Below are 16,703 nucleotides of genomic sequence, written 5' to 3' on the forward strand. Positions count from 1 at the left end.
CCCATGTTTGTATAGTCGAGCCGCCCTTGTAGAAGCTACTTCAGGCTTTTCCTTTTTTGTAGAAACAAAAGGCTTCGGTCCACCGTTATTCCGTCCATTCCTTAATCCCGGATAAATCGCTGTAAATGGAATCCGGCTGGATGTCTAGTTCTTCTTCCGGAAGCTCGTTCCGGTTGATCCAGGCCGTCCGGAAACCGAAGCTCTTCGCCCCGAGGATGTCCCATGGGTTCGAGGACATGAACAACACTTCCTCCCTCGACACGCCGAGTCTTTCCAGCGCATGGTTGTAGGCAGCCGGAGTCGGCTTGTACTGCTTGATCTCATCGGCACTGATGACCGAATCGATATACGGCTGAATCCGGGACTGATCGACGAGTGGAGCGATCATATTCTCGGAACCATTCGAGAAGACGACGAGCTGTTTGTCGGATAGATCCTTCAAGACTTCTTCCACTTCCTCGAACAATGCAAGCTCAAGATAAGCTTCCATCAGACGGCTCTCATCCTCTTTAGACAGCGTGACGCCGTTCTCCTTACAGGCATACCTCAACGAATCGCGCGTAATTTCATCAAACGGCTTATAGCGTTCGAACAACTGACGCAGGAAAAAATACTCCAACTGCTTGCTCCGCCACGTTTGACTGATCGCATCCCCTTTATCCGGAAACAGGTCGTTGCACGCTTTCCGAACGGAATAGACATCGAATAACGTTCCATATGCATCAAATACAAGTGCTTTAATCATGTTTACATACCTCCGACTCTTCTAATTAAATCCTACTGTATCTCTCCCTTCTGTTCATTGCCACATTTAAGACAAGGCAAACATAAACCTTCTTGTTATGAGCTGCCGAAAAGAGTAAATCCGAAGCGATCTGCAGAATATATCTATTGACTCCACGCCGGATCTATCGTATATTTTCATTGTTATCAAAAATGATAATAATGGAGGAGGAACATTTCATGAGTAAATCAAAAGCCGATGCCATTCTGCACCCGGTGCGGATGAAGATCATCCAATACTTGTCGAGAGGTCCCGCCACAGGCTATGCCATCGTCCAGGCTCTGCCGGACATTCCGCAGGCAACGCTGTACCGGCACCTTCATGTATTAGATAAAGAAAACGTGGTCCACGTCATCGAAGAGAAGAAAATCCGCGGTGCCGTTGAAAAGACCTATTCCTTAAAAAAGGACGGAGCCCGGATCCATGCCGGCGACTTCGCACAGATGAGCGAAGAGGAACAGATACAATTGTTCACCACTCTCTACTTTCAGCTGCTGGATCAAACCGAAGCCTATATCAAGAGCAACCCCACGATAGAAAAAGACCCGTTCGGCTTCAATCGGCTGGACGTGCAATTGACCGACGAAGAATTCTCCGACATGCGAAGCGAACTGGCACAGATTTACGAGAAGTACCATCAAAAGAGCAAGGAGAACAACGGGAGAAAAATCCAGCTCTATCAAATCTTTCTCCCGGAACAGGAGGATACGGAATGAAAAGAATCTGGATAATCAGCTTTCTTTTGAGCATCCTTGGTGCAGCAGGGGGGTACTTCATCGCGATAGAAACCTTCACCACCTCCGCGCTTCCTATTCCAGACCGGGACGTGTTCACGGTTGTATTGACCGTACAGGCTGCCGTCCTGACACTTTTATTCAGCTGGATCGGCCTGATTTTACAGAAGCGTACCGATTTAACGTTAATCAAGAAGGAGAAAAAACAGAAGGGACTTCTTCTTTCGCTGTGGTTCGGTGTGTTGACCGGCTTCCTCATTCAAGCAGGGGATGCATGGGTTTTCCCGCAGATCATTCCCGGGCTTGCCGACCACTCCCCGACCCCTTCTTTTGCCGGGCTTGCCGTCGGAGTTTTGTATGGAGGGATCGTGGAAGAAGTGATGCTCCGACTTTTCGGTATGACACTGTTTATCTATCTGGTCGGGAAGATCCGCAAGCAGCGGTCCGTCCCCGACAGCTATTACTGGGCAGCGATCATCCTGACCAGCATCCTCTTCGCTGTCGCGCACCTGCCGGCCAACGCGGCCTTATTCGGGGAACTCAGCCTTCCAGTTGTTTTTCGAGCGCTTCTCCTGAACAGCATTGGCGGTCTGTTTTTCGGATATCTTTACTGGAAGTACGGCTTCTGGTTCAGTGTATGGTCACATATGACGGCCCATATCAGCATGCAGCTTATCTTTATACCTATATTTTTCTAATTGGAGGCAAGGCAGATGACAAAAGCACAGGAAGCAGTCATAGAGCGAGAAGGAACAAAGCTTTACGGGACCCTTACCCTGCCCGATCCGCACAGCAAGAAAGCGGTCCTCCTCATTCCCGGGTCCGGAAAAGTCGACAGGGACGGCAATGGCGGCTGGATGCAGGCGGATATCTATAAAGAATTAGCCGGCCGCTTACACGAAGCAGGACTGATCACGCTGCGCTACGACAAACGGGGAGTAGGAAAAAGCGAAGGCAGTTATGTGGCAGCAGGCTTATGGGACTTTATCGAAGATGCCGGGGACTGGCTGGAATTTTTGAAAGGCCGTTCCGAGGTGGAGGAAGTCACGGTGATCGGCCACAGCGAAGGGGCGATTATCGGACCGGCCGTCATGAGAGACAGAAGCGCAGACCGGTTCATCTTCCTGTGCGGGTCCTTTGATAAAGGAGAGGAGCTCCTTGATTATCAGAATCGGATGATCAGACAGGAAATCGCCGAGGCTTCCGGCATGAAGGGGTTCTTTTTCCGGATGCTTAAAGTGAACAAAAAAATTGAAAAGCAGACCCGTAAGTTCTATGAGAAAATCGAGGCGGATCCTTCTGATGTCATCCAATACAAAGGAACGAAAATCAACGCCAAATGGGTGAGGGAAATGAGAGCCTTCGACACAGCTGACTACCTTTCCTACGTGCCTGCCCGTTCCCTCGCCATAGAAGGGGAAAAAGACGTCCAGGTGAAGCAAGGATCCGCCCGTGCATTCGCTTCTCATACCGGCGCGGAAGTGAAGGTTTATCCAGACATGAACCATCTGCTCCGGAAACGATCCGGCGATCATACACTTCTGAACGTAAAGAAAGAATATAAAGAAAGTATCAGGAAGGACGAAATGCACCCGGACATGCTGCGGGATCTGGTCCAGTTTCTCCAATCCTAAATGCTGTAAGCCAAGCATACAGACAAAAAAGGAGGGTCATCAGAATGACCCTCCTTTTCCTTCAGCGACCCTCATCGGCGTTCTGCTTCCTCAACTCCGCAAGAATCTCCTTCAAATACTCGTTCCTCTCTCTGGATCGATGCAGCATAGCCGCAACGAAATAAATAGCGAATCCGAGGATACCCAGATAGAAGATTACATTTAAAAATCCAAAAACCATAAAGGATTCCATACCTGTCCTCCTTCTTTTTTGACAGTCTCCCAACTGTCGTCTATACTTCGATATCCACCTGTAGAAAAGGAGACGATTACCTATGTACGACCATTCTGATTTAGTGGAAGCGAAACGGCAGCTCGATTCCACGGTCCACAAGCTGAAAGAGACAGTAAAAACGTTGCAAGCGAAAGAAAATCCGGCCCGCTACAAGGCACAGATCACCTTAGCCAAAAGGCGTATCCATGCATTTGAATTGTCCCTATCCCTCATCGAAAGAGAAATTTCCACATTAGAAACGGATGGTTAAAAGCCACTTATACCTAATAATAGAAAGGAGTTTTCCGTAAAGGGCGGAGGGAAATGGACAGGCTCCGGCCGCCCCGTGGAAAGCGTCCCATTTCCCGGAGCCCGGTGCTCCCAAAAACTTCTTCCTCAACAAGCTAAAAAACCTCCTTTTAAAAGAGGCTTTTCTTTAATCCAACCGTTCCGGATGCTCCACATACCACTCCAATATGTAACCACAGCTCGAACAGTAATGTGAAAGGACCGGCGAAGATGTGCTCCGCGGATTTCCTTTCGGCAACATATGTACAGCGCCGGCTGCGGAATGAACGACGCCCTCTTTCACTTTCTGCCCGCCGCATTTCGGACAGGAGTCAGTCTTTATCATCGGAATCCCCTCTTTCCACCTTATGGTATCTATACGTACGCGGTGGATTTCGGTTTCAACAATGGCGTTATTTTCCCGGAAGGTAGATGGACTTTCCATTGTTTAAAGGATGAAACAAGCCAATGGTATCCCGATCAGGTTCTTCCTCGTACAGATCGTGAACGAGGGGATGATCATGATCCTCGCTGTCTATATAAACGACTCCATCCTCATCCGGCTCCACCATGACCTCGTAAAGCCCCTTCCCCGTCAGCTCCTTCAGAATTTCGGATTGGCGGTCTTCCTCTTCCTGCAGGCGCTCGATCTCTGCCCACTTTTCTTCTTCTGACATGTTTTCCCTATCCATGTCTACATCCCCTCCTCTTTTTTCTTCCTTTTTATCCCATGAACTATTTCCTAATCCTATCATTCTTCCTATGCAAAAAAAAGAACTTCTCTGTAGAAGACAGCTTACTTCCTGATAAATAATACCTGGCATTTACAAAGCATATTCCACCTAAGAGAAACAGTAGGACGATGGCCCAGCTGGCAATTGCCCCATAATCCCCGTGAAAAATGTACTCGTTCGTCAACGTGATGATAACCATCGCAGTCATCACAACAAACATGCCGATGACGTACTTCATCCATCATCCCTCCTTCCTCTATCTTTCATTCCAGCTTCCGTCAAGTACATCAAGATCGGATAAGCTGCGAGCACTAGTGCGAGCGACAACACGACCGGCACATGTTTATGTAAGAACGGACTGACCGCAATGACGACCAGAATATAGAGAAAACGGACGATATCCTTAACCTTTTTCGCTCTTGACATCTTCTCCTCCTTTCCGGACTACCTTCGTGACCAGATTACCACTGGCAGGAGAACGAGTGATAATAGTCCACCACCGATGGACAGCGCAGCATATCCGGCGTGTGCGACCACCATTCCTGATAGGGCCCCGCCGGAAGCACCTGCGAGCGCAACGAACACATCAAGCGTCCCCTGTGTTTTCGCACGTGTGAACGGCGTCGTCGAGTCGATGATCTGGGCGGTACCGCTGATCAGTCCGAAGTTCCAGCCTAATCCAAGCAGCGATAAAGCAACGATTAAGAGCACAACCGAATCATCCGGAGCGAGCGCTGCCACCAGTCCTGCGAGCAGCAGTGTCACACCCGAAGCGATGCTCATCGCGGTACGGCCGAATTTGTCGACGAGGACACCGGTCACAAGCGACGGGAGATACATCGCTCCAATATGGAAACCGATGACCATGCCGATCTCCCGGAGTCCATGACCGTGATGCCCCATGTGAACAGGAGTCATCGTCATGATGGCAACCATCACCATCTGGGTGAGCACCATAACCACTGCTCCGACCGCAAGTCCGCGCTTGTTAACCGCTGCAGCTACTGCTCCATCCCTTTTGCAAACTTCCTCCTGAACCGCCAGCTTCTTCGCCATCGTCAACGGATCCGGCCGCAGCATAACGAACAGAAACAGACCAGCCAAAAGGAAAGCCGCCCCCGATAAGAGAAACGGCCCGGCGAGTGCCGGGATACCGATAGACAGAGCCGCATTTCCCATGACACCGACAAGATTCGGCCCAGCCACCGCTCCGAACGTCGTCATCACCATCGTGATGCTGACCGCGGTCGCCCGCTGCTTCCGATCCGCTAAATCCGTACCTGCGTAGCGTGCTTGGAGGTTCGTTGCTGTTCCAGCTCCGTAGATGAATAAAGCCGCAAATAAAAGGAAGACGCTGTTGAAAATGGCAGCGAGCACCACCCCGGCTGAACCGAGGCCTCCTACAGCGAAACCTGCCGCAAGCCCTGTCCTTCGCCCGTACCGCTGGGATAACCTTCCGACCGCCCACGCGGCGACCGCCGACCCCAATGTAAAGAGCGCCGCCGGCAACCCTGCGTATGCATCGGTGCCGAGCATCTGCTGAGCAAGCAGAGCACCGACGGTAATTCCGGCTGCAAGGCCAGCGCCGCCGAGAATCTGCGATATACTGACGACCACCAATACTTTGCGGTACAACGTTTTCCGCTGTTCCTTTGACACGTGTTCAGAAGCTGTTTCTACTTTCTCCATTCCCATCCAGGCACCTTCTCACTCGTTATTCTTTTTTTCTATGTATAGGATCATTCTATGAATCTATCGTTTTAATGTCCTTCTCCCAGCCAACTTTCCTCTTTCATCATATGTTAGTTAAAAGAGACGTCCTTTGTCTCTTTCATTCTATCGGAAAGGAGGAATGCTTATGTATGCATCCGACGGGCTCCTCAAATCCTACAACCACAAAGAAACACCACCATCCCTGCTTATCCCGCTCCAGACGACAGGGGTAGAAACGGGCCTGCAGGTTCCAGTGAGCTTGGAGCGTCTATGCTTGAGCAATCAGATAGAACTGATCGCAACCGCGAATTGGCTGATCACATTGGGTGGAGCGGCTGTCCTTACTGCCTACCTCCCCATCACAGCGGAGCCGTTAACGACTCTGGAATCGACGGTAAACGTAATGGTCGAAGCCCCTGTCACGTTTAACGTGTACCGCGATGAAGAACTGATCTTCACGACTACGGATTTCCGGACGCTTATGTTCCGGGCAAGGGTTCCCGGCGCCGTCACCTCCACGACGGAAAGTATAAGTCTCTCTCAGATCGACCTCACTCCCGTGTCTACAAGCAACGGACTGCCGTCTGCTGCGACGACCACCTTCCAGTATATCGACACAAATACCACCGCCGTAAAACACGTCTATACGATCACCGCGCAGCTGGGCAGGTATTCACCTGTGCCGATGGTCAACTCTCTGCGAACGACAGATACCACAACTCCGCTGATTCCGGTAAACTTCACCATCACCAGCTTTCAACCGATTGCGCTCATATCCTACACAAACTTCTCAGGGAAAGTCATCAGGAAACAAGATCCCTGCCGGAAAAGGAACGGACAGAACGAAAGGCTGTAAAACAAGTATATAGCCCGTGACAGCCCAACAACTATAAATATCCTAAAAATCAAGCCCTGCACACACCGACATGCAGGGCTTGATTTCTCTTATTTCCGAAGTATCTTCTCCATCGCTTTTCCCTTTGCCAGCTCGTCGATCAGCTTATCCATATACCGGATTTCCCGCATCGTCGGTTCTTCGATCTCTTCCACCCGCACTCCGCAGATGACGCCTTTGATCATCGTTCGGTTCGGGTTCAGCGCTGGAGCCTCCGCGAAAAAGGTCTGGAAGTCTGTCTGATTTTCCAGGACACCCTCCATTTGTTCCTGGCTGTAACCGGTGATCCAGCGGATGATTTCATCCACTTCCTCTTTCGTCCGCCCTTTTCTTTCCGCCTTGGCAACGTAAGCCGGATAAACCTTCGCAAAGCTCATCGAATAAATTTTGTGCTCAGGCATAAGATTCCCTCCTTCCACTGTCTATAGTTCCTGTATATCCAGCGTAACATAAAACACCTACCGCTATACTCAAAAAAAAGCGGTCCTTCCCAAAGAGAAGAACCGCTCCTGCGCCATCCTTTATGCATTTCTGCTTTTGTACAAAAGAAAAATGAAGTAAGGGGCACCGATGGCTGCTGTAAATACACCGGCCGGCACTTCCAACGGAAGGAACAGCGTCTTTCCCGCGAAATCTGCGAGCATGACGAGAATTCCCCCGAGCAGTGCCGCAACCGGAAGCAGCGGAGCAAAGCCCGTACCGACAAGCCTCCGTGCCATATGAGGGGCCATTAAACCGACGAACCCGATGCCGCCGGCGAAGGCTACCCCGACAGCCGTGAGCCCGATGCTCAACAACAGCAGCAAGAGACGGCTCAACTTGACGTTGCTTCCGACTCCCGTCGCAATGCCGTCTCCTAAGTCCAGGATGTCGAGCTGCTTCGTGACCATTGCCGTCACCAGCAGCAGGACGACCGCAGCAGGAAGCAGGATCGTCACCTGGTCCCAGTTGGCGGCGCTCACAGAACCCGTGATCCAGACGTTCGCCTGAGTCGCCTGATAGATCGGTCCTTTGATCATGAACAGCGTCGTCAAGGACTTCATGAACATCGACACTCCGATACCGATCAACACCAGCCTTAAAGCCGAAGTCGTCTTTTTCCTTGCGAGGAAGTACACGCTGAAGCCTGTGATGACCGCGCCGATGAAGGCGGCAAGCGGCATCCAGTGAATACTTACCATCAAGGAATTGTTCTGATCCGAGAACAGCATCAGGAAGACAACGACAGCCACTGACGCTCCACCCGTTATCCCGATGATGTCCGGTGATGCGAGCGGATTACGTACGAGACTCTGAAGGATGCCTCCCGCTACAGCCAGACAAGCACCGACGAGGAAGGAAACGATGATCCTCGGTAAGCGGAACGACTGGATGATCAATTCATGGTAGGCGGTACCGTTTCCGATCAATGTTTGAAAAACGTCAATCGGATTGATCATCGTCTCACCGACCCCGGTACTGATCAGGAATACGATCGCTGCCGTCAGTAGCAGGATCAGGCTGATACGCAAGGCTTTTTTATCAATAAGAAAGGAAATACGCCCGTTCTTCGAGCGGATCGTTTTGTATCTATTCATGCGTCCTCCCTCCCTTTTCTCGCAATGTAAATGAAGAAAGGAATGCCGAGCATCGCGGTCATGACACCGACAGGCACCTCACTCGGCATGACGATGTACCTTGCTGCGATATCCGCGTTCAGCAGGAGAATCGCACCGAGAACGGCACTGTACGGAAGAATCCAGCGGTAATCGTTGCCGACCAGGTACTTCGTAATATGCGGCACGACGACGCCTACGAAAATGATCGGACCTGCGATGGCGACTGAACCCCCGGATAACAGCACGACCGTAGCAATGCCGAAGAACCGGACAAGCGGCGTTTTCAGCCCGAGACCGTTCGCTACGTCATCCCCCATGACAAGGATATTGATCTTCCCGGCAAGGAAAATGCACAGGACGAAACCAACCGTCATATAAGGAAGCACCGTGATCAAGGATTCCAGCTTCCTTCCCTGCACCGATCCGGACAACCAGAAAAGCACTTCATCAAAGGCTGCCTCATTCACGACCAGCAGTCCCTGCGTCATCGAAGAAAAGAACGCCGCCATCGCCGCTCCGGCCAGCGTCAGTTTGACCGGCGTCAGTCCTTCCCTCCCGGCAGAGCCGAGTATGTAGACGATCGCCGCCGTCACGCCTGCTCCGAGGAAAGCGATCCAGGTAAAGGCTTGGATATTATTGATGGAAAAGAAAGAAAAAGCGACGACGATAAAGAAGCCTGCTCCGGCATTGATCCCGAATACGCTTGGAGATGCGAGCGGATTGTTCGTCAGCGCCTGAAGCAGGACACCGGAAACGGCAAGCCCCGCCCCGACAACCGTCGCAATCAGCGCCCGAGGAAGTCGGACATCCTGAATGATGATATGTTCATTGGAATTATCGAAATCCAGGAACGCCTGATAGGCCGTGTTCCAGCCCGTGTCGGCATAACCGTACACAATGCTTGCCCCCATCGACGCAAGCATAAGCAGGACACTGCCGATAAATACAAGTGTTTTTGCTCTATTGGAATGGATCAAGAGAATCTCCCCTACACCAAAGTGTTAAAAAGCGGAAGCCGCAAGCGTTCGCCACTTCCATACAACCATTGAAATTGTATCAAACATTCTTATTATTGAAAATGATTTTCAATATCGCCATTGACAAACGTATCATCTTTTTTTACTATATAGCTTAGGTAAATGATAATGAATATCATTCTTAGGAGGAGACTTATGCGTACATATAAGAAGAGTTTATGGGTATTCTTATCCGTTCTTGCGCTGTTGTTCATTACCGCTTGCGGAAGCGACTCGGATAAAGAGGCAGAAGACACCAACAGTGGCGACGGCGGGGAATCGTACACGGTGAAGCACGCGATGGGAGAAACGGAAATCCCGGAGAAGCCGAAGAAAGTCGTCGTACTGACTAACGAAGGAACAGAAGCCGTCCTGGCACTCGGCGTCCAACCGACCGGAGCCGTCCAATCGTGGCTTGGCGATCCTTGGTATAAGCATATCGAAGCAGACATGGATGGTGTCGAGGTCGTCGGTCTGGAGCAGGAAGTGAACGTAGAGAAGATCGCGGAACTGCAGCCGGATCTGATCATCGGAAACAAACAGCGTCAGGAAGCCGTCTATGACAAACTTAGCGCTATTGCACCGACCGTATTCTCCGAGCAGCTGCGCGGAGACTGGAAGGAGAACTTCAAGCTTTACGCAGAGGCACTCGGCCTTGAAGACAAAGGCGAAGAAGTACTTGCTGACTATGACGCGCACGTCGAAGAAGTGAAGACAGCCCTTGGAGATAAGACAGATCAGGAAGTTTCCGTCGTACGCTTCATGGCCGGAACATCCCGGATCTACTACAAGGATTCCTTCTCCGGAGTCATCCTTGACGAGCTTGGCTTCAAACGTACCGAAGCACAGACAGAGATGTTCGACGAAAGCAACAAAATGGGTGAACTTGCCATCGAAGTAGGAAAAGAAGCCATTCCGAAAATGGATGGAGATATCCTCTTCTACTTCACTTACGCCCCTCAGGACGACCCGGAAGCATTGAGCACAGAAGAAGAATGGACAAGCGATCCATTATGGAAGAACCTCAATGTAGTCCAGGAAGGAAACGCTCATAAAGTGAGCGATGCCGTCTGGAACACTGCCGGAGGCGTCATTGCAGCCAACCAGATGCTCGATGAACTGCAGGAAATCATGACAGAAGAATAATAATCTCTAATAAAGGAAAGAACGAACGGCCGGGGAGCTTCCCCGGCCGTTTTTTTCATGGTTATAAGCTCATCCCGATCCATATAAGTAATGCCGAACAGACGACAGCCAAGATGACAAGACTTTTGGACCCGTCTGCCTTCGCCTTTGCACCGGGAAAATCACGGAGAATGACCGCGGCCCAGCCTCCGATCACTAATAGAATGATGACGATGTTCCTTCCCATCTCCCCCATCAAAACCCTCCATATTCGGATGTAATAGACTCCATCCAATTGAAGTACCCTTCCACTCTCCCTTCAAACTACTGTTCACCATTGAGCAATTCGGCTCATTTCTATCAACAAAGGCGATGGTACAAGCGGGTAGGAGGTTTTTTCATAGATTATTAAAGTAAGAGACGTCTCCTACATTCCAGTAATGGAGGAGGGAAAATCATGAACTTCTTACGAAACTTAGTTGCGGTACTGATCGCTGTCCTGTTTTTGCTGGGTCTTTTGGTCGCTGTTCTACTAGGATCCAGTGAGCAACGCCAGATCGTCATTAACTGCATTAATGAGATCCTGCGAACCATCAACTAATCATAAGGGGCTATGGATAAAACCACAGCCCCTTCATTATTAGAGAAAGGGGAAATACCTATGAGTAAATTCGATCAAATCGATAAGAACAATTCAAAAGAAACGAAGAAAGATTCGTCCCAAGAATTGAATCTGGATTCTTTGATGAATCTCGCATCCAAACTGACGAAAGAGGATGCTTTATTCAACAACCTGCTGAAAAACGATGCTGCAGACGACTTGGACCTGTCCGGCATTTTCGGTGACATCACCGGAGCTGCATCGGACACGTTTGAAGGGGTAAAGAAGGAATTGGCGGAAATTAAGACGGAATTGGTGAAGCTGAATACGAATATCGAGGCTCTATTGAAAAAGTCTTAAAGAAAAGAGGTTGATCCAGGGATCAGCCTCTTTTTCTCATGCTTATATAGGTGTTCAGTCCATTGTATATCTCATTTGTAAAGTGTGAATGCGGCAGCCGGCGTTTCTATCAATCGTTTTCCTCCGGTCTCTTCCCATCCCCCTGCTCGCTTTCCTCCACCTCTTCGTCTTCCAAATTTTCTTCCTGGAACTCATGGACGACCTGGCCGGTAATATGATCGAACGGCGTATAATAATTGTGGATGGTTTCTTTCTTTATCAATAATTTATAGGCAACTAAAATAAGCAGCGACACAAAGGCAAGCGAGAAAACTGCCACGATATAAACCATACATTCCTCTCCCTTCCTTCATGAATCCTGCTTCTTCGCCCATTCCACCTGCCTGTCCTGCAGGTCTTCGATGATCTCTAAAGCAAGCGACTGGACTTCCTGCAGCTTCTCCTGACTGATCCAACTGATTGTGTCCTCCTTCGAGTGGAGCAGGTCGGAAACACCGGTGCAGCTGAACGGGATACTCGGGACGCCGCGCGCGAAAAAGGTGTAATGATTGCTTTCATACCACGGGGTCCGCCATTGCACCGCAGGGTGGGAGTGCTTCCGACGCTTCAACGCTTTCTCCAATGCCTCTGACCCGGCCATAAGCGTCATCGTATTCGTGCCGAGGGACTGACCAATTCCGTCGAAATTCATGGCGACAATTGCATCCTTCAAACCTGCTTCGTGCTCCTTCACGTAGTGATCGTCTCCGAGGCCGAGGTATTCTTCTGAGCTGAAGGCGATGCATTCAAATCCTGTACGCCAGTCCGTCCGCCTGGCGATTTCCTCGACAAGCGCGAGGAGGAGGGCGACACCCGACCCATTATCAAAGGCACCGGCTGTATCGAATACGGTGTCATAGTGGGCGGCAAGAATGATTTTCTCCCGACCTGCTCCTTGCCTGCGACCTATCACATTGCACGTTTTCCCCTGTCTTCTCTCCGACTGGATCACGACCGTTGCGGTACCCTTGACGGAAAGAGCCGTCTCCGGCGTTACCGTGAGCGACGGAATCCGGAAGTCCCAATCGTTGACGATCGGAACACGCTGCCCTTTCTCCATACTTACGAAGAGGATGGCAGAAGGCTCTTTATCCTCAAGTAATTGAATCGTCCGGCGGTGATGTTCCGGGTTATAGATGGAGAAGCCCTTTGGAACGTAGTTTTCCTTGGAAAGCTCCCCGTAGAGAAAAGCGATTTTCCCGTGGAGTTCCGGAGATGCGTCCAGTTCATCCATCGTGCAGAAAGGAACGATCTCCCCGGTAACGGCACACGACTCGGAAAAGTTATTCCCCGTTGCTTCCAATCTCCTCCCGTCTACCTCTATGTAAGCATCCGTGAGCTGCCAGTCCGGCACTTCAAATGTCTGGACCTCTACCTCCAGGCCACAGCCTGCGAAGCATTCCTCTATATACTGCGCCGCTTCGTGGTTGGCTTCACTTCCGACCGGGCGGCACCCAATCTCTTCGGCTAATTTTTTCAGATGAACCATCGACCTCTGTTCCATCCCACTCCCCCTTTTAGGCTCCCTGCACCTTAAGTGTCGTCCCCATCTCCACTCGAAATGTCGTCATCGAAAAACTCTCTATCATAAGAATGAAAAGAGCTATGGTTCCTGACATCCGGGCTCGCTAAAACCTCCCCCTTCCTCTGCTTGTGCGTCCGTTTCCAACGGAGGATAGAATAGACGATTCCGCAGACTAAGGCTGTGTAAATAAGAAAGTCCGCCTCATAAAAAAGGTAGATACACACTCCAGTGGCTGCCAGAATTAATAACAATACTTCCAATCCTTTCATCATTTCCACCTCTCTTACTTGTGTACGTTCTCTCTTCCTCTTCGTTTCAAATCATTTCCAGAATACAAAAAAGGCGACACGTTCGCCGCCTCCCTGCTAATCCAATTTTTTGATGATACGGGCCGGATTTCCTCCGACCACGACATTGTCCGGTACATCTTTTACAACGACCGCACCTGAGGCGATCACGGCATCATCACCGATGGTCACGCCCGGATTGATGACTGCCCGCCCTCCGATCCAGACACGGTTCCCGATCGTCACCGGCTTTGTGAATTCAATTCCGGACGTCCGCTCCCCGGCATCGGTCGGGTGGGTATTGGTATAAATGTGAACGCCGGGCGCAAGCATGCACTGGTCGCCGATCGTCACTTTCCCGCCGTCCAGTATCGTGCAGTCGAAGTTGGCATAAAAGTCTTCCCCGACATGAATGTTATAGCCGTAATCACAGCGGAAGGTCGATTCCACGTAAAGCTGCTCTCCTGTCGAACCGAAAAGCTCCTTCAACACTTCGGCACGTGCCGCTTCGTCCTCTTCTTCTATATCATTCAGCCTGCGGACCAGCCGTCTCGACCGGCGCCTGCCTTCGAGTAATTCTCTATCGGCCGGATCATAAAACTCACCGGCGATCATCTTTTCTTTTTCAGATTTCATTCCCATAGCCCCTCTGCAGATGAAGTTCTTTTCTCTTTATCTATTCTGGAAGAGAGCAGGGATTCCTTCTCTATCTCCTATAAAAAATAGCCTCTGAGAATAGAGGCTAAAAATAAAAAAATGCTTATGTGGAGAGCGGACTCCGGTAAATGGGACGCTTTCCACAGGGCGGCCGGTGAGCCCGTAGGAGTCTGCCCATTTACCTCCGCCCTTCAAGGTAACTATCCCTTTTCATTTGGGTGTCTTTTTGCGAAGTTTTTCTTAAGTCCCATGTGAGAATTCAGTAAAAGTCGTCTTTATTAAGGTGTTGTCCTACTTCCGATCTTCCGGCGTAAGTAAACCTATAATGGTTACAACCAAACCAAACCCACCGATCCACAAACCGTAGCGAAGCCCGGGCTCGTTTTGGAACAAGACGCCGACTAACAGAATCGCGATTCCAGCTAACATGATCTTGATAGGAACGTTCAAAAGAAACACTCCTTTCTATTTCCTAAAACTATGTACATTTTTTCGAAAATCAGTTTATCATACCTCATAGAAATAGAAAAAATAAAAAAGGGCGACGGTTCGCCCTTTTCCCTACGAATGCATCTTTCGGATGACGGCCATTTCTTTCCCGAACCGATCTCCGTTGTCGACAAAACCCAGACTCTCGTAAAGCTTGTGAGCTCCGGTATTCTTCGGATGGTACCCGACAACGATCTTCCCGGCCCCCGGTAACTTCTCCATTTCGGTAATCATCAAGCTCGTTGCCGCTCTGCCGATTCCCCGCCCCTGGAACTTTTTATCGACCATAATACGGTACACCCAGTAACCGTCCAATTCCTCCGGCACCGAATTATACATGAGGAAACCGACGACCTCCTCTTCCAAACAAACAGCATAAGGTTTCAGCGTAGGTTCGAACTTGGATTGGGCAATCGATACGGCGTTCGGCTCCATGAACTCACGCTGCTCCTCCGCCACTTCCAAGGTACAGCACGCATACCAGTTTTCTTCGTTGCATTCCACAATCGTTACGTTTCCTGTAGTCATTTTCGTATCTCCTCAGCGAATAGTATTTCCTCCAACCCTTTCGTCATCTCCAAAGGCCCGGACTCCTTATTGGACGGCACCACCACTTTGACATCAAGCCCGGGATAGACAGATGCGCGGAAGCTGACGCCCGGGTCGTACCCCATCACGTGATATTTATAGATGTCGCTCCCTTTCTTATTCATCCAGATCCCGTAGCCGTAATGAATCTCTTCGTTCACCGCTCGATGAGGATGAAGGAGTTTGTTCGTCGTCTCTTCCTCCAGCAGCTCATAACGGAACAGTGCCTCCCACAGCTTGATCATATCAGCGGCCGTCGTGTAGGCACCTCCGTCCGATCCGCCCTGTTTCGGAAGGGCGTAAATATTGGTCCGCCAAGTCCCTGCTTCCTCCTCATCGATGTACCCGAGAGCCGTATTCCGGGGGAGTCTGTCCATCGAGAAGTAGCCCGAATTCATCATACCGCAAGGCTTGAAAATTTCCGTTTCGATGTATTCCGTGAAGGTGCGCCCTGTTTGCTGCTCCAGGATAAGACCAAGGACGATATAGCCCGCATTATTGTAACGGAACCGTTCGCCGGGCGGGAATTTCATCTGTTCCTCCTGAAAAAGCGGCAGGAAATCATGAAGCGATTCGATCCGGTACACCGGATAGTCCTTCCACAGTTCTTCGTAATCGCTCTTCTCTTCGTCGAAGTAGTCCGGCATGCCTGACGTGTGGGTCAACAGCTGATGGATCGTAACCTGCGGGTCCACGTGAGGAAAAGCTATATCCAGACAGTCAGCCAGCGGCGTGTGGAAGTCTATCTTTCCCTGCTCGACCAACATGCAGATGCCGATGGCGGTGAACAACTTGCACCCCGATGCGATTCCGAAGCGGGTGTGAATATCATTCCGCCGTTCCTCCGACCTGTCCGCACAGCCGAAGGCCCGGTGCACCAATACTTCCTCTCCCTGTTTCACATGGACGACACCGGAAAAATCGATATCGCTGCTTATGTTCGTGATAATTCTGTTTAATTCCCTGCTTTCCAACCCCATCTAAACGCCTCCCCTTTTTCTTACATTTTATGCTATATGAATATATTTTTATATACCCTCATGGTAACTATATACATTGCTTGAAACTTTTCTACAAATATATTAAACTGGTTGCTCCTGCTGTTGCCTCACGAATCTTAGAGAGGAGGCAAAACTATGCAAACATACGAAGTCGGTAGCTTGATCAAGAACCACTGCACCCATTGCCACCATGACGAACAAAAAGTCATCAAGGTCGTACCTAACGAATTTTCCGAGAAAATCGTCACGACGCTGTGGACGCAATGTACGAAGTGTGGTCAAAACCATACCCGCTTAAATCAAGAATAATATACAAAAAACGTGCCGGAGTCTTGCTTGCTCCGGCACGTTTTTCGTTTACAGCATCCCTCGTAAAGGAACA

The 16,703-nt window shown here is 50.2% G+C and carries 27 protein-coding genes; 9 read left to right on the forward strand and 18 right to left on the reverse strand.

Going from position 1 to position 16,703, the window contains the following annotated elements:
- Positions 1–85 precede the first annotated feature (85 nt).
- On the reverse strand, positions 86–745 hold the full coding sequence (locus M662_RS15885; RefSeq protein ID WP_026578061.1) for a haloacid dehalogenase type II: 660 nt from the start codon (positions 743–745) through the stop codon (positions 86–88).
- Positions 746–963: 218 nt separating this feature from the next.
- Between M662_RS15885 and M662_RS15890 the strand changes: the two genes are divergently transcribed.
- From M662_RS15890 to M662_RS15900, 3 genes are read left to right on the forward strand one after another with little or no spacing between them, the layout of a single operon-like run.
- The gene (locus M662_RS15890) at positions 964–1,500 is read left to right on the forward strand and encodes a helix-turn-helix domain-containing protein (protein ID WP_026578060.1); all 537 of its coding nucleotides are present in this window, start codon (positions 964–966) and stop codon (positions 1,498–1,500) included.
- Complete coding sequence (locus M662_RS15895; protein ID WP_051348915.1) at positions 1,497–2,216, forward strand: CPBP family intramembrane glutamic endopeptidase; 720 nt, start codon at positions 1,497–1,499, stop codon at positions 2,214–2,216. Before M662_RS15890 ends, M662_RS15895 begins: the two co-directional genes overlap by 4 nt.
- A gap of 15 nt (positions 2,217–2,231) precedes the next feature.
- A complete protein-coding gene (locus M662_RS15900) occupies positions 2,232–3,152 on the forward strand; it encodes an alpha/beta hydrolase (RefSeq protein WP_051348914.1) in 921 nt (306 codons plus the stop codon).
- A gap of 61 nt (positions 3,153–3,213) precedes the next feature.
- On the opposite strand, the gene M662_RS15905 is transcribed toward M662_RS15900, so the two are convergent.
- Positions 3,214–3,384 (reverse strand): hypothetical protein, encoded by a 171-nt coding sequence (locus M662_RS15905; RefSeq protein ID WP_008633367.1) that lies wholly within the window; start codon positions 3,382–3,384, stop codon positions 3,214–3,216.
- 82 nt (positions 3,385–3,466) lie between these two features.
- Here M662_RS15905 and M662_RS15910 point away from each other — a divergent pair, with 82 nt between their 5' ends.
- Entirely contained in the window at positions 3,467–3,676 is a 210-nt protein-coding gene (locus M662_RS15910) for a hypothetical protein (protein WP_008633369.1), read from the forward strand.
- 165 nt (positions 3,677–3,841) lie between these two features.
- On the opposite strand, the gene M662_RS15915 is transcribed toward M662_RS15910, so the two are convergent.
- The 5 genes from M662_RS15915 to M662_RS15935 form a co-directional block, all read right to left on the reverse strand.
- Entirely contained in the window at positions 3,842–4,039 is a 198-nt protein-coding gene (locus tag M662_RS15915) for a hypothetical protein (RefSeq protein ID WP_026578059.1), read from the reverse strand.
- 67 nt (positions 4,040–4,106) lie between these two features.
- Positions 4,107–4,385, reverse strand: a complete 279-nt coding sequence (locus tag M662_RS15920) for a hypothetical protein (protein ID WP_008633372.1) — start codon at positions 4,383–4,385, stop codon at positions 4,107–4,109.
- Between the two features lie 43 nt (positions 4,386–4,428).
- Positions 4,429–4,665 (reverse strand): hypothetical protein, encoded by a 237-nt coding sequence (locus M662_RS15925; RefSeq protein ID WP_026578058.1) that lies wholly within the window; start codon positions 4,663–4,665, stop codon positions 4,429–4,431.
- Positions 4,662–4,853 carry a hypothetical protein gene (locus M662_RS15930; protein ID WP_026578057.1) on the reverse strand — a complete coding sequence of 64 codons (192 nt, stop codon included), beginning with the start codon at positions 4,851–4,853 and terminating at the stop codon, positions 4,662–4,664. Before M662_RS15930 ends, M662_RS15925 begins: the two co-directional genes overlap by 4 nt.
- Before the next feature lie 18 nt (positions 4,854–4,871).
- The gene (locus M662_RS15935; protein WP_051348913.1) at positions 4,872–6,122 is read right to left on the reverse strand and encodes an MFS transporter; all 1,251 of its coding nucleotides are present in this window, start codon (positions 6,120–6,122) and stop codon (positions 4,872–4,874) included.
- A 163-nt stretch (positions 6,123–6,285) separates the two neighbouring features.
- Between M662_RS15935 and M662_RS15940 the strand changes: the two genes are divergently transcribed.
- Complete coding sequence (locus tag M662_RS15940; protein WP_026578055.1) at positions 6,286–6,996, forward strand: hypothetical protein; 711 nt, start codon at positions 6,286–6,288, stop codon at positions 6,994–6,996.
- Positions 6,997–7,085: 89 nt separating this feature from the next.
- Here M662_RS15940 and M662_RS15945 read toward each other — a convergent pair whose 3' ends face one another.
- The 3 genes from M662_RS15945 to M662_RS15955 form a co-directional block, all read right to left on the reverse strand.
- A complete protein-coding gene (locus tag M662_RS15945; protein ID WP_008633377.1) occupies positions 7,086–7,436 on the reverse strand; it encodes a DUF2200 domain-containing protein in 351 nt (116 codons plus the stop codon).
- 120 nt (positions 7,437–7,556) lie between these two features.
- A complete protein-coding gene (locus M662_RS15950; RefSeq protein ID WP_008633378.1) occupies positions 7,557–8,612 on the reverse strand; it encodes a FecCD family ABC transporter permease in 1,056 nt (351 codons plus the stop codon).
- Positions 8,609–9,556: a FecCD family ABC transporter permease gene (locus M662_RS15955; RefSeq protein ID WP_051348938.1), complete on the reverse strand. Its 948-nt coding sequence runs from the start codon at positions 9,554–9,556 to the stop codon at positions 8,609–8,611. The genes M662_RS15950 and M662_RS15955 overlap by 4 nt, the downstream gene beginning before the upstream one ends.
- 249 nt (positions 9,557–9,805) lie before the next feature.
- On the opposite strand from M662_RS15955, the gene M662_RS15960 reads away from it, so the two are divergent.
- The gene (locus M662_RS15960) at positions 9,806–10,795 is read left to right on the forward strand and encodes an ABC transporter substrate-binding protein (RefSeq protein ID WP_026578054.1); all 990 of its coding nucleotides are present in this window, start codon (positions 9,806–9,808) and stop codon (positions 10,793–10,795) included.
- Between the two features lie 61 nt (positions 10,796–10,856).
- Here M662_RS15960 and M662_RS15965 read toward each other — a convergent pair whose 3' ends face one another.
- Positions 10,857–11,030 carry a hypothetical protein gene (locus M662_RS15965; protein WP_162129307.1) on the reverse strand — a complete coding sequence of 58 codons (174 nt, stop codon included), beginning with the start codon at positions 11,028–11,030 and terminating at the stop codon, positions 10,857–10,859.
- 201 nt (positions 11,031–11,231) lie between these two features.
- Between M662_RS15965 and M662_RS19490 the strand changes: the two genes are divergently transcribed.
- Both M662_RS19490 and M662_RS15970 read left to right on the forward strand, forming a co-directional pair.
- Positions 11,232–11,375, forward strand: a complete 144-nt coding sequence (locus M662_RS19490) for a hypothetical protein (RefSeq protein WP_008633385.1) — start codon at positions 11,232–11,234, stop codon at positions 11,373–11,375.
- Between the two features lie 60 nt (positions 11,376–11,435).
- Positions 11,436–11,735 (forward strand): hypothetical protein, encoded by a 300-nt coding sequence (locus tag M662_RS15970; protein WP_026578053.1) that lies wholly within the window; start codon positions 11,436–11,438, stop codon positions 11,733–11,735.
- Positions 11,736–11,844: 109 nt separating this feature from the next.
- On the opposite strand, the gene M662_RS15975 is transcribed toward M662_RS15970, so the two are convergent.
- The 7 genes from M662_RS15975 to M662_RS16005 all read right to left on the reverse strand — a co-directional run bounded on the left by M662_RS15975 (position 11,845) and on the right by M662_RS16005 (position 16,300).
- Positions 11,845–12,066 (reverse strand): DUF3951 domain-containing protein, encoded by a 222-nt coding sequence (locus tag M662_RS15975; protein ID WP_051348912.1) that lies wholly within the window; start codon positions 12,064–12,066, stop codon positions 11,845–11,847.
- Between the two features lie 18 nt (positions 12,067–12,084).
- Positions 12,085–13,278: a M28 family peptidase gene (locus M662_RS15980; RefSeq protein WP_026578051.1), complete on the reverse strand. Its 1,194-nt coding sequence runs from the start codon at positions 13,276–13,278 to the stop codon at positions 12,085–12,087.
- A 29-nt stretch (positions 13,279–13,307) separates the two neighbouring features.
- On the reverse strand, positions 13,308–13,571 hold the full coding sequence (locus M662_RS15985; RefSeq protein ID WP_026578050.1) for a hypothetical protein: 264 nt from the start codon (positions 13,569–13,571) through the stop codon (positions 13,308–13,310).
- 93 nt (positions 13,572–13,664) lie between these two features.
- On the reverse strand, positions 13,665–14,222 hold the full coding sequence (locus M662_RS15990; RefSeq protein ID WP_026578049.1) for a maltose acetyltransferase domain-containing protein: 558 nt from the start codon (positions 14,220–14,222) through the stop codon (positions 13,665–13,667).
- A 312-nt stretch (positions 14,223–14,534) separates the two neighbouring features.
- Positions 14,535–14,693, reverse strand: a complete 159-nt coding sequence (locus M662_RS15995; protein WP_161484915.1) for a DUF2964 family protein — start codon at positions 14,691–14,693, stop codon at positions 14,535–14,537.
- A gap of 111 nt (positions 14,694–14,804) precedes the next feature.
- Positions 14,805–15,260 carry a GNAT family N-acetyltransferase gene (locus M662_RS16000; RefSeq protein ID WP_026578048.1) on the reverse strand — a complete coding sequence of 152 codons (456 nt, stop codon included), beginning with the start codon at positions 15,258–15,260 and terminating at the stop codon, positions 14,805–14,807.
- Positions 15,257–16,300 (reverse strand): serine hydrolase domain-containing protein, encoded by a 1,044-nt coding sequence (locus M662_RS16005; RefSeq protein ID WP_026578047.1) that lies wholly within the window; start codon positions 16,298–16,300, stop codon positions 15,257–15,259. The genes M662_RS16000 and M662_RS16005 overlap by 4 nt, the downstream gene beginning before the upstream one ends.
- A 156-nt stretch (positions 16,301–16,456) precedes the next feature.
- Here M662_RS16005 and M662_RS16010 point away from each other — a divergent pair, with 156 nt between their 5' ends.
- The gene (locus M662_RS16010; RefSeq protein ID WP_161484916.1) at positions 16,457–16,630 is read left to right on the forward strand and encodes a hypothetical protein; all 174 of its coding nucleotides are present in this window, start codon (positions 16,457–16,459) and stop codon (positions 16,628–16,630) included.
- Positions 16,631–16,703: the final 73 nt, after the last annotated feature.

This window comes from Bacillus sp. SB49 (assembly GCF_000469135.2).
Classification (GTDB): Bacteria; Bacillota; Bacilli; order Bacillales; family Halobacillaceae; genus Halobacillus.